Annotated in this window: 5 protein-coding genes and 1 pseudogene; 4 read left to right on the top strand and 2 right to left on the bottom strand. The window is 76.4% G+C overall.

Annotation, left to right across the window (positions count from 1 at the left end; genetic code table 11):
- Nucleotides 1-449 precede the first annotated feature (449 nt).
- A complete protein-coding gene (locus IHE55_RS17370; protein ID WP_197989861.1) occupies nucleotides 450-2,522 on the bottom strand; it encodes a SpoIIE family protein phosphatase in 2,073 nt (690 codons plus the stop codon).
- Nucleotides 2,523-2,938: 416 nt separating this feature from the next.
- Nucleotides 2,939-4,557: pseudogene (locus IHE55_RS17380) on the bottom strand (transcriptional regulator).
- Nucleotides 4,558-4,624: 67 nt separating this feature from the next.
- Between IHE55_RS17380 and IHE55_RS17385 the strand changes: the two are divergent.
- The 4 genes from IHE55_RS17385 to IHE55_RS17400 all read left to right on the top strand — a co-directional run bounded on the left by IHE55_RS17385 (nucleotide 4,625) and on the right by IHE55_RS17400 (nucleotide 12,345).
- Nucleotides 4,625-6,085 carry an alpha/beta fold hydrolase gene (locus IHE55_RS17385; RefSeq protein WP_232265599.1) on the top strand — a complete coding sequence of 487 codons (1,461 nt, stop codon included), beginning with the start codon at nucleotides 4,625-4,627 and terminating at the stop codon, nucleotides 6,083-6,085.
- Between the two features lie 402 nt (nucleotides 6,086-6,487).
- A complete protein-coding gene (locus IHE55_RS17390; protein ID WP_307826705.1) occupies nucleotides 6,488-7,942 on the top strand; it encodes a M64 family metallopeptidase in 1,455 nt (484 codons plus the stop codon).
- Between the two features lie 621 nt (nucleotides 7,943-8,563).
- Nucleotides 8,564-10,426, top strand: coding sequence for a serine/threonine-protein kinase (locus IHE55_RS17395; protein WP_197989862.1), 1,863 nt, complete (start codon nucleotides 8,564-8,566; stop codon nucleotides 10,424-10,426).
- A 101-nt stretch (nucleotides 10,427-10,527) separates the two neighbouring features.
- Nucleotides 10,528-12,345, top strand: a complete 1,818-nt coding sequence (locus IHE55_RS17400) for a succinic semialdehyde dehydrogenase (RefSeq protein ID WP_232265600.1) — start codon at nucleotides 10,528-10,530, stop codon at nucleotides 12,343-12,345.
- Nucleotides 12,346-12,907: the final 562 nt, after the last annotated feature.

The raw sequence follows: 12,907 nt of genomic DNA on the forward strand, positions 1-12,907 counted from the left end.
CGTGCCACCGGTGCTGCTCGGCACCGTCCCGTGCGGTCCTCGTGCCGTTCGACGCCGCCCCGCCACCCGGCGCCGCGTGCCCGACCGTGTCGCCCGACGCCGTTCCGTAGTCTCGGCGCCGTCCGACGCCCCCTCCTGCCGCCCGGCACCGCGCAGCCCGGAGCGGTACGCGTCCGTCCCCGGCCGTGTCCCGCCGTACGGAGGGCCGTGACCGGGCCCGGACCGCCGGCCGGCCGTCCCGCCCGTCCGGCGCCCGGGCCGCCGACCGTGGGGGAGCGGCGGGCGCGATGAGCGCCGCCGCCACCCGGGCCCCGGCGGTACCGGCGGCCTGGCACGTATCCGCCGCCACCCGGGCCCCGGTGGCCCCGGCGGTGTGGTGACGCCCGCCGCCCCGACCCCGGCGGTACCGGTGGCCCCGGCGGCAACCGCAAGGGGCCGCGCGCCCGCCGCTACCCCGGCTCCGGCGGCAGGCGCAGCGCGATGAGGGCGATGTCGTCGCGGCCGGTGACGGGGGAGTCGGCGAGCAGCCGGTCGCAGAACGCCTCCAGCGGTTCCCCGGCGAGGGTGCCGGCCAGGGCGCGCAGCCGTTCCAGCCCCCGGGTGATGTCCTCGCCGGGCCGCTCGACCAGGCCGTCGGTGTAGAGCAGGACGGTGGCGTCGGGCGGCAGCGGTCGGATCGCGCCGATCCGTTCCGCCTCCGGCAACAGGCCGCCCAGCAGGACGTCCTGGGCGTCGTCCAGGAAGACGGCCGTGCCGTCGGCGGTCACCAGCAGCGGTGGCGGGTGCCCGGCGACCGAGTAGTTCAACTGCCAGGGACCGCCCCTCGGCCCCTCCACCCGGGCCAGCACGCAGGTGGTGGTGGCCTGCTCGGGGCGGAGCAGCTGGGCGCCGACGTCGAGCCGGCGCAGGATGTCGCCCGGTGGCTCCACCCGGTCCATGGCCAGCGCGCGCAGCATGTTCCGCATCTGGCTCATGGTCACCGCGGCCGCCAGATCGTGCCCGGCCACGTCACCGATGACCAGCGTGGTCGCCCCGTCGGGCAGGACGAACGCGTCGTACCAGTCGCCGCCGACCTCGGCGGCGGCCGGGCTGGGCAGGTAGCGGACCGCGATCCGCAGCTCCGGGACGTCGGGCGGCTCGGTGAGCAGGCTGTGCTGGAGGGCCCGCGCCACCTGCTGGGTGCGCCGCAGCTGCATGGCCCGGCTGAGCGGGGCGTGGGCCTGCTCGATCAGGTCCCGCATCAGATCGCGGTCCGCCGGGGGCACCGGGTCGCGGTCGCCGCAGGTGAACGCGGCGAGCACCGCCGCCACCGTCCCGTCCACCAGCACCGGCAGCAGGACGCCGCTGTGCGCGCGGGCGCGGTTAAGCCAGGAGCGGGTGCCCGGCGGTGCGAAGTCCTCGGGCACCTCGCCGGGCGGGAACACCGCCTGCACCGGGCGGCGTTCCCGTACCGCGCGGGTGATCGCATGGTCGGCCGCCACCGCCTCCTCGCGGCGCGGCGGCAGTCCGGCCGGCAGCCCTTCCCGGGCCAGCGCCGCCACCCGCCGCACCGGCAGCGGGCCCTCCGCGGCCTCGGCGGAACCCTCCGGCAGCAGGTAGATGCCGCACTCGTCGGCCAGCGCGGGCACGATCAGCGGGCTCAGCGCCGCGAATGCCTCCGGCACCTCGCGCCGCCTGCTCACCGCGGCCGCCGCCCGTCCCAGCAGCTCGGTGCGCCGGTCCCGCAGCCACTGCTCCTCGACGTCCACGCAGGTGCCCACCCACTCCAGCACCTCGCCGCCCTCGCGCACCGGTGCGGCCCGCAGCAGGCAGTGCCGGTACGTGCCGTCGGACTGGCGGAGCCGGCAGACGTGCTCGAAGACCTCCGGGACCTCTTCGACGGCCCGTCGCCAGTGCGCGGTCAGCGCCTCCCGGTCCTCGGGGTGGGCCGCCGCCTGCCAGCCGCCCTCCGGCGCCCGTTCCCCGGGCAGGCCGGTCATCGGCTCCCGGCCGGGGTCGTCCGCGACCGGCCGGCCCCGCCGGTCGGCCATCCAGATGTTCTCCGCCCCGGCCGCGACGAGACTCCGGTAGCGGCGCGCGGCCCGCCGCCGCTCCTCGGCCAGCAGCCGGGCGTACTCCGTCTCGGTGACGTGCCCGGTGACCTCCGCGACGACCACCAGGACCCCGGTGCCCGCCGCGCCCGTCGGCACGGGGGACAGGCTGAAGGTGAAGTGGCGCTTCTCCGCCCCGCCCCGCGCGTCCCCCACGGTGACCGGCGCGGCGGTGACCTGCACCGGCTCGCCGCTGCGCACCACCTGGTCCAACAGGTCCAGGTAGCCGCGCTCGACCAGATCGCTGAACGCCTCCCGCACCGGCCGTCCCAGCGGCCGGTCCCCGAAGAGGCGCCGGTAGGTGTCGTTGAGGTACGTCAGGACGTGGCTCACGCCCTGGAACACCGCCACCCCCACCGGCGCGGGGTCGAAGACCTCCAGGGGCAACCCGCTGGGGAGCGCGGGCCCGGACTTCGGCGGCGAAGGAGACATACGGGAGATTATGGGTGAGATGTGCCGTCTGGTCGGTGGTACGCGGCGGGGGGTGCCGGGCGCGCTGAGCCGGCCGGGCCGCGGGTTGTCGGTGGGGCCCGCCGGACCGCCGGGGCGGACCGGCCGCCCGGGGGCGGAGGCGGGCGACCCGGGCCGGCCCACCGCCACGGAATCCGACCGGCCACCGCCACGGGGTCCGACCGGCCCACCGCCACGGGGTCCGACCGGCCCACCGCCACGGGGTCCGACCGGCCCACCGCCACGGGGTCCGACCGGCCCACTGCCACGGGGTCAGGCCGGGTCAGAGCCGGCCGGAGGCGCCGCAACGAGGGCCGGCCGGAGGCCCGCAAACGGGGTCCGACCGGAGGCGCCGCAACGAGGGCCGGCCGGCCAGAACGGGGGACCGGCCGGGCCGGTCAGAGCGGGGGTTCGGCCGGGGCCGGGCCGAGGGTGGTGGTCCCGGGCGCGGCACGGTGGCCCAGCCCGGTGCGGTAGGCGTCCAGCGCGGCCTCCACCCGGCCTTCCCGGCGCAGCAGGTCGCCCAGGAGCCGGCAGAGGTCCGCCAGGTCACCGGCCGCCCCGGTGCGTTCCAGCAGGGACAGCGCGGCGCAGTAGTGTTCCTCGGCGGCCTCGTTGTCGCCGCGTTCCTCGGCGATCAGGCCGAGCAGCCGGTGAGCGCCGCCGGCGTGCACCGCGCCGCGCTCGGCGGAGAGCCGGGTCCGCTCGGCCAGCGCCCGGCCGCAGGCACCGCCGGGCGCGTTCCGGTGCCGGCCCGCCGCGGCCTCCCCGTCCCGCTCCGGCCCGGCCCCCCGGTTCCGCCTCCGCCCCCCGGACCCGTTCCCGCCCCTGACCCCGGCTCCGGCTCCTGCGCCGCCGTGGTCGCCACGGCCGCCGCTGTCGCCGCCGTAACCGCCGTCCCCCACGCCCCGGTGGACCCCGCGGTCGCCGGGTTCGCCGGGGTGAGCAGCGGGCGGAGCAGCGCCTCCGCCTCGTCCGTCCGGCCGCGCCGGCGCAGCACGTCCGCCAGCTCCACCTCCACCTGCCCGGTGAAGAGCGCGGCCCGCTTGGAGGCCAGCATGTCGCGGGCGGTGCGCAGTTCGCGTTCGGCGCGGTCCAGATCGCCGTCCTGGGCGTGGACGTAGCCACGCATCCAGTGGCAGTGCGCCAGCTCGGTCCGTATCCGCAGCTGCTCGTACAGTTGCTGGGCCTTGGCCAGGGAGGCGTCCGCCTCGGCGGTGCGGCCCTCGGCGATGAGCGTGCGGGCCACCCCCCGGTGCATCCCGGCGATCAGCGCCGGGTCGTCCACCCGGGGGGCCAGCGCCAGCGCGAGTTCGGCGGCGTGCGCCGCACGTGCGTACGCCCCCATGTCCATGTACGGGGCGATGGACGCGGTGTACAGCAGCAGTAGCGCGTCGGGGTCGTGCAGCCCGGAGGCGTTGAGTTCGTCGAGCGTGGACTCCAGCAGGTAGCAGGAGTAGCGCAGCTCCCCGGCGAGCAGGTGGGCCAGTGCCCGGCCGCGGATCGCCGGGACGCGCGCCGGCAGCGGCTCCCGGGCCAGCAGCCCCTCCGCGGCCTCGAAGTGGTCGCGGGCCCTCATCAGGTCGCCGGTCTCCAGGGCGCAGTCGCCCAGGCCGAGCAGGGCCGCCGCCCGTTCGGGCGCCAGCTCCAGCCGCTCCGCCTCGGCGAGCAGCCCGGCGAAGAGGCCGGCGGCGTCCTCGGCCGAGCCGGTGGCCAGGGCGCGGCGCGCGTCGGTGAGCCCGGCCCGCAGCCTGGTGGTCTCCTCCGGCGACCGTCCGGTGGCCAGTTCCTCGTACGTGGTGCCCAGCCGGGCGGCGAGGTGGCGCAGCGCCGCCTCGGAGGGGCGGACCCTCCCCGCCTCCAGGGTGGACACGTAGGCGGCGGTGTACGCCGGCTCGGCCAGCTGCCGCTGGGTGAGGCCGGCTCGGGTGCGCATCCGCAGCACCCGGCGGCCGATCTCCTGCGGGGTGTCCGGCCGTACGTCCCCGGCGCTTGTCTCCGCCACCGTGCCCCTCATCTCCCCGGCGGTAGGTTGACCGTGCGGTTAACCGTCGAGCTAAGTCCATTTACGTGAGGATTGAAAGATGTCGAAGGCGATGGCTTCCGGTGAGCCCTCCGGGCAGGAGTTCGCTTCGTCCCCCGAGCCGGTGAACGGCCCGCACGGGAGTACGGTCGCCCCGCACGCGGGCCCGGCCGACTCGCACGCCCGTCCGGGCCCCGGACCGCGGGGGACCAGGACCGTCCGGCAGCCCGGACTGGTCCTCACCGACCACCACTTCGACGTCCCGCTCGACCATACGGCGCCGGAGGGGGAGAGGATCACCCTTTACGCACGGGAGGTCGTCGCGACCGGGAACACGGACGGCGCCGGGCGGCCGCGCGCGGACCTGCCGTGGCTGCTCTACCTCCAGGGCGGTCCCGGCTTCGGCGCCGACCGGCCGGTGGGCCGTTCCGGCTGGCTGGACCGGGCGCTGGACGAGTACCGGGTGCTGCTGCTGGACCAGCGCGGCACCGGCCGCTCCACCCCCGCGAACCGGCAGACGCTGCCGCTGCGCGGCACGCCGGAGGAGCAGGCCGCCTACCTCGCGCACTTCCGTGCGGACGCCATCGTCCAGGACTGCGAGCTGATCCGCCGGCAGCTCACCGGCGGCCGGCCGTGGACCGTTCTGGGCCAGAGCTTCGGCGGCTTCTGCGCGGTCAGCTACCTCGGCCGGGCGCCGGAGGGGCTGGAGGCGGTGCTGATCACCGGAGGTCTGCCCGCGCTCGACGAGGACGCGGACGCGGTCTACCGCGCCGCGTACCCGCGCATGGAGCGCAAGACGCTCGCGCACTACGACCGGTACCCGGGGGACGCGGAGACCGTGCGCCGCGTGGTGGCCCACCTCGCGGCGCACGAGGAGGTGCTGCCGGACGGGTCCCGGCTCACTGCTGAATCGTTCCAGCAGCTGGGGATCCTCCTCGGCTCCGGCGACGGCTCGCACCGCCTCCACCACCTGCTGGAGGACCCGTTCGTCCCCACCCCGGAGGGCGAGCGGCTCGCCGACGCCTTCACCGAGCAGGTGGCCGGTGTCCTCTCCCGGGCCGGCAGCCCCCTCTACACCCTGCTCCACGAGTCCATCTACGCCCAGGACGGCCGGGCCACGAACTGGTCGGCGCACCGGGTGCGCGCGGAGTTCCCGCGGTTCGACCCGCACGCGGCGGTGGCCGAGGGGCGTCCGGTGCTGCTCACCGGGGAGTCGGTGCACCCGTGGATGCTCGACACCCACGCCGCCCTCCGTCCGCTCCGCCGCACCGCCGAACTCCTGGCGGCGCGCACCGGCTGGGGGCCGCTCTACGACGCGGACCGGCTCGCCCGCAACACGGTGCCGGTGGCGGCCGCGATCTACCACGACGACCTGTTCGTGGACACCGCGCACTCGCTGCGCACCGCCCGCGCCATCCGCGGCCTGCGCACCTGGGTGACCGACGAGTTCGAGCACGACGGGGTACGGGCCGGCGGGCGCCGCGTCCTGGACCGGCTGCTGCAGCTGGTCCGCGACGCCTGACCGCCCGGGCGGGGGCCGGCGCGGGCCGACCGGGTCCCGGCGGGCCGGCCGGGACCCGGCGCGGGCCGATCGGGACCCGGCGGTCCGCACCGGCCTGAACGGACCGGCGCCAACGGGCCGCAATGGGCGCGCAGGTGACGGTCCGGGGCGACCGGGCGCGTGACGTGGGTACAGGGCCGCACCCGGCGCACCTCGATGTGCCCGGCGCGCCCAGGGCGTCCCGCACGCTCCCACGCGCCGGCCCGGGCGGGGGGCGGTCGCGCCGGGTCCACCTGTTCGGATTCCCCGCACCGACCCCATTGCCGGGCGGCGCGCCGACCCCCTAGGTTGAGCGACGGGTTAACCAGAGGACTCAACCCCAGTTAACTCACCGCTTACGGAGTCGACTTCGGGAGCCCCGCCGTGCGCAGAGCCCAGCAGCACCGCCCGCACCACCGCGTACGCCACCGTGCCCGTGCCGTGTCCCTGGCCGCCGGTGTCGTCCTGAGCGCCGCACTGGTGGCCACCGCGTCCGCCACCGCGACCGCCGGTACCGCCACCGGGGCGTCCGGTGCGGCCGAGCGCGGCGGGGCGGGACCGGCCACCGGGAGGTCCCCGGGTTCCGGCCCCTGGGCCGTGCCGGGGACGGAACCGGCCGCGGCGGGCACGGACACGGAGATCCCGGTCGAGTACTTCGCCGGCCCCGGCGCGCACCCGCGCCACACCCTGGTCCCGGCCCGCACCCCGGACCGGCTGGCCCAGGGCAAGGGCGCGCTCACCCCGGCGCAGCAGGCCGCCGACGGCGAGGTGACGCCGATCGTGCGGAAGGGCGCGGAGGGCGACAAGGTGGACGTCGTCTTCATCGGCGACGGCTACACCCTGGAACAGCAGGAGGACTTCCACGCCGACGTCCGCGCCAAGTGGGCCGAGATCTCCGCGGTGCAGCCGTACGCCACCTACCGGAACCTGTTCAACGTCTGGTCGGTGGACGCGGTCTCCCGGCAGTCCGGGGTCTCCGGCGACCCCACCAAGGACGTGGTCAAGGACACCGCGCTGAGGTCGTACTTCTGGTGCGACGACCTGGAGCGGCTGCTGTGCGTGGACACCGCCAAGGTGGAGACGTACGCCGCCAAGGCCCCCGACGCGGACCTGGTGATCGTGCTGTCCAACTCGGCCAAGTACGGCGGTGCCGGCTACAACGACCTGACCTCCCGGCCCGGTTACGACGGCGTGGCCACCGCCTCGTCCGACCACCCGGACTCCGACCAGGTCGCCGTCCACGAGACCGGCCATTCGCTGGGCAAGCTCGCCGACGAGTACTTCTACCCGGAGTTCGGCACGTACACCGGCGCCGAACCGGCCGCCTCCAACGCCACCAAGCTCACCGCCGCGGAGCTCACGGCACAGCGGAAGAAGTGGTACCGCTGGATCGGGCAGACCTCGCCGGACGGCGGCACGGTCGGTGCGTACGAGGGCGGCGACTACTACCCCAAGGGCATCAACCGCCCCACGGAGAACTCGATCATGCGCACCCTGGGGCGGGAGTTCAACCTGCCCGGGCGGGAGGCGATGATCGCGGGCTTCTACCGGCACGCGAGCGTGCTGACCAGCCGTACCGGCAAGGACACCGTGCTCGGCGCCACCACCGTGCTCAAGGTGGAGGTGCCGGAATCGGCCACCGTCAGCTGGCTGGTGGACGGCAAGGAGGTCACCGCGGCCAAGGGCCGGACCGAGATCACCCCCCGGAGCCTGGGCGTGCGCGCCGACGGCCGCCGGCACACCGTCACCGCCCGCGCCACCGACGGCACCACGGCGGTGAAGGATCCGGAGCTGCGGAAGCTGCTCACCGACTCCCGCACATGGAAGGCGAAGGGCTGACCCGCGCGGTCGTCCCCGGCCGCCGGGCCGTCCGGTGACCCGGTCCGCCGGTCCGCCGGTCCCCGGCCCTGTGGCCGCCGCCCCTGATCCGGTCCCGTGACCCCGGCCCCTTGGGCGGCCGCGCCGGAGCCCGTCTCCCGAGACCCGTTGCCCCGAAGCCTGTTGCCCCGAGACCACCGCCCCGTGGACCCCCGCCACGGGGCGGTGCCGTGTCCGTCCCCGGTATCCGGTCGCCCCCGCCGCGCATGCCCGCGCCCCTCGCACCCTCCGTACCCCTCGCACCGGCCCGCGTCCGTCCGCCTCCGTCGCCCGCGTCCGCTCCCGCCCAACAACCGTCCGCCCCCGTCCGCGCGCGGCGCCGCCGGCCCGGGCGGTGCGGTGATGCGAGGGACCCGGATGTGTGATGTCCACGGGTCCGGTCCGGGCGCGGGAAACGCCCCTCAAAGCGACAAATCGGGGCCGGCGGCGCATCGTTCGACGGACTCGGCGGACCCGGACCGGGCGGCGGCTGACCTGGGCGGGGGCCCGGGCCGGACGGGTGCGCAACAGCTCCGTCACGAGCGGCCCGCGGCGGCTCACCTCGGTGGCGGCGGCATCCGGGGGGCGGGTAATGATGGAGCCATGACGAACCATGGGGGACGGGCGGAAGAGCCCACCAGTTACGGGCTCCAGCCACCGACGCCGGCCCAGCCGTCGGATCGTTCCGAGCACCCCGGCGGACCGGCGCCGGTCCCTCCGCCGGGCGCCGGAGCGGGGTACCCGGCCGGGCCCGGTGCCGGGGCGGCCTACGGCGCCGCACCGGTACCCGGCGGTCCCGTGCCCGGTGGCCCCGTCCCCGGTGGTCCCGTGCCGGGCCCCGGCGCCGTTCCGCAGCCCCGCGGGCCGGTGCCGGCGTCCGGTGGCTCCCCGGCGGGGGTGGCGGTGGCCGGGTCCGGGGCCGACCCCCGCACCGGGGCGCAGCCGGACCCCGGCCGGGTGATCGGCGGCCGGTACCGCCTGGTGTCCCGGCTGGGGCACGGCGGGATGGGCACCGTCTGGAAGGCGCACGACCAGGTGGTGGACCGGGAGGTCGCGGTCAAGGAGCCGCGGGTCCCGGAGACCCTGCCGGAGCGTGACCGGCACACCGTCCACCAGCGCATGCGGCGCGAGGCGCGGGCGGCGGCGCGGATCGACCACCCGTCGGTGGTCACGGTCCACGACGTGGTGATCGAGGACGACCGGCCGTGGATCGTGATGGAGCTGGTGCACGGTCAGTCCCTCGCCGACCGGCTGGCGGAGGGCACGCTCGACCCGCGGGAGGCGGCCCGGATCGGCCTGGCGGTGCTGGGCGCGCTGGCCGCCGCGCACGACAAGGGCGTACTGCACCGGGACGTGAAGCCGGACAACGTGCTGCTCGGGCGGAACGACCGGGTGGTCCTCACCGACTTCGGCATCGCCCAGGTCGAGGGCGAGCAGGGGCTGACCGAGACCGGGGCCTTCGTCGGCTCGCCGGAGTACATCGCGCCCGAACGGGTGCTGGGCCAGCGGCCCGGCCCGGAGTCCGACCTGTGGTCGCTCGGCGTGGTGCTGTACGCGGCGGTGGAGGGCATGTCGCCGTTCCGCCGCTCGCACACCCCGGCCACCCTGCAGGCGATCCTCTCCGCCGAGCCGCAGACCCCGGCGCGCGGTACCGGGGCCCTGGGCACCCTGATCATGCAGCTGCTGCGCAAGGACCCGGCGGCCCGGCCGTCCGCCGCCGAGGCGCGCCGGATGCTGGAGAGCGTGGTGCACCCGCCGCAGCCGCCGGCCACCCTGCTCGCCGCCGCCGCGCCGGGACCGGGCGGGGCGGGGACCGGCAACCGGTTCGTGCCGCCGGTCCTGCACCGCAACCGCAAGGCGCAGGGCATCCTCGGCGCCGGGGTGCTGGCGGTGGCCGCAGCCGTCACGCTGGCCGTGCTCAACCCCTTCGCGGGCGACGAGGGGCTGCCGGACGGCTGGACGCTGCGGGAGGACCCGGAGGTGGTCTCGGCCTCGGTGGCGGTGCCCGGGGACTACCGGCGGTCGGTGGACGACGGCGACCCCGACGACGGCGACGGCACCACGGTGACCTACAACGACCCCAGCGGGGTGTTCACCATTTCGGTGACCCGGACCGACCGTGAGGACGGCAACGAGGCCAAGTCGGCCACGGACGCCGCGAACCAGCTCATCGAGTGGTACCGGAGCGACGAGAACACCGACATGGACGGGGCCCGGAGCACCAAGGCCGAGTCGTTCCAGGAGGGGTACGACGCCATCGAGGTCGCCACCACCTATCAGTACGAGAACGCGGACGAGGACGATCTGTGGCACCGCGTCCGGGAACACATCGTGGTGGACAAGAAGCGGCAGATCGTCTGGGAGCTGAGCGTCTTCATGCCCGACGCCGGTGACGCCCGGACGATCGGGGATCAGCTGTTCGAAGACGCGCGGAAGCACCTGGAGATCGCCGAGGAACCTCGCTGACCTGGAGGAACGATGATCCGTGCCAGTGATTGCTGGCGCAATTTGGGCAAAGGAGTTACCGGCGGGTACCCAAAGCCCGGGGACCGGAATACCCTCACCCCATGACGGACTCGCCAGACAGCGCAACCGCTCCGACCGGCAGCGGCGACGGGACCCGGCCGGGCACCGCCCCGGCCGTCGGCAGCCCGGTCGCCGCGCCCGACGCCGCCGCCCCGGCGGGTGGCCCGGACGGTGGCGACCGGGTCGTCGCGCCGGCCGAACCGGTGACCGCACCGGCCGCCGGCGGCCCGGCCGGGCCGCCGGCCGACGGCAATCCGGTGGCCGCGCCCGGCCACCGGACCGCCGCCGACGTCCTCACCGCCCAGCTCGTCGCCCGGCTGGTGCGCGGTGTGGTGGCCGAGGCGGGCCGTGAGCCGTCCGGGAAGCGGGGGCCGGCGGCCTGGACCGCCAACCACTCCCCGTTCACCGGCGACAAGCTCGCCGACCTCCCCGAGTCCACGCCCGAGGACGTCGCCACCGCCTTCGAGCGGGCGCGCGACGCCCAGCGGGTGTGGGCCGACACCCCGGTGCGCCGCCGTGCCGCGGTGCTGCTCCGCTTCCACGACCTGCTGCTGCGGCGGCAGTCGGAGATCCTCGACATCATCCAGCTGGAGACCGGCAAGACCCGGCTGCACGCGCACGAGGAGATCCAGGGCGTGGCGGTCGCCGCCCGCCACTACGGGCTGAAGGCCGCCGCCTACCTGCGGCCGAAGTCCCACCTCGGGGTCATCCCCACCCTCACCAAGGTCACCGAACTGCGCCAGCCGCGCGGCGTGGTGGCCCAGATCGTGCCGTGGAACTACCCGCTGGAGCTGTCGGTCGGCGACGCGCTGCCCGCCTTCGTCTCCGGCAACGCCGTGGTGATGAAGCCCGACACCCAGACCGCGCTCACCGCGCTGTGGGCGCGCGAGCTGCTGATCGAGGCCGGACTCCCGGCCGAGGTCTGGCAGATCGTGGTCGGCGAGGGCCCGGTGATCGGCCCCGCGGTGGTGGAGCGCGGCGACTACGTCGCCTTCACCGGCTCCACCGCCACCGGCCGCGAGGTGGCGCGCAGCGCCGCCGGGCGCCTGGTGGGCTGCTCACTGGAGCTGGGCGGCAAGAACGCCATGCTGGTGCTCCGCGACGCCGACCTGGACAAGGCCGCGGCCGGCGCGGTGCGCGCCTGCTTCTCCTCCGCCGGCCAGCTGTGCATCTCCATCGAGCGGCTGTACGTCCACGCCTCGGTGGCCGACGACTTCGTATCCCGGTTCGCCGCCCGTACCCGGGCGATGCGGCTGGGCACCGCGCTGGCGTACGGCGCGGACATGGGCTCCCTGGTCTCCGCCCGTCAGCTGGAGACCGTCACCCGCCACGTGCGGGACGCCGTGGACAAGGGCGCCACCGTGATCACTGGGGGCCGCCCCCGCCCGGACGTCGGCCCGCTCTTCTTCGAACCCACCATCCTGGAGGGCGTGGAGGAGCCCATGGCGGTCTGCGGGGAGGAGACCTTCGGCCCGGTGGTGTCGGTGTACCGGTTCACCGACGAGGACGAGGCGGTGGAGCTGGCCAACGCCACCCGGTACGGGCTCAACGCCAGCGTCTGGTCGAAGGACGGCCGGCGCGCCCGCGCGGTGGCCGCCCGGCTCCGCGCCGGCACGGTCAACGTCAACGAGGGCTACGCCGCGGCGTACGGCAGCGTCCGCGCGCCGATGGGTGGCATGGGCGATTCGGGCCTGGGCCGCCGCCACGGCTCCGAGGGCATCCTGAAGTTCACCGAGGCGCAGACCGTGGCCCACCAGCGGGTGATGCCGCTCGCCCCGGCGTTCGGCATGGACGACGAGAAGTACGCCGCCTTCCTCAGCCGCAGCCTGCGGGTGATGAGGACCCTGCGCCTGCGCTGACCCGCCACGACCCGGCGGGCCCGGCACCATCCGGGCCCGCCGGCCGCCCTGGGGCCCGGCCCGCTCCCGCCGGGCCCGCCCCCGCCCCTCCGGCTCCGCGTTGTACACGTCCGGTCCGGCCCCCGCCCCGGGGCCCGCTCCGGCCCCCCGCCCCACGCCCGTCCCGCCCGGCCCCCTCCCGGGATGGTCCCGCCGAACCCGCTGTCCCCGTCGAACCCGCTCTCCCCGTCACCGTCCCCCGACCGCCTCCGGGGGCAGGGCGCAGCCGATGGAGGTACCCGTGTCCCCGGTCAACCGCGCCCGGAAACCGGCCGGCCGGCCCCGCGCCGGCCACCACCACCCGGCCGACGCCGGCCCCGTACCCGCGCCCGGGACCGGTGAGGCCGCGCCCGCCGCCGGGCCGGAAGGGCCCGCGTCCGCCGCCGCCCCGCACCCCGGCGCGGATCGGGACCGGGCCGCGGACGGCGGCCCCGGCGACGATCCCCGTGACGGCCACGGCGACGACCCCCGGGAGGGCCGCGGCGACGACCCCCGGGACGGCCGGGGCGAGGGTCCGCGCGAC

The sequence above is a fragment of the Streptomyces pactum genome (assembly GCF_016031615.1).
Taxonomy (GTDB): domain Bacteria; phylum Actinomycetota; class Actinomycetes; order Streptomycetales; family Streptomycetaceae; genus Streptomyces; species Streptomyces pactus.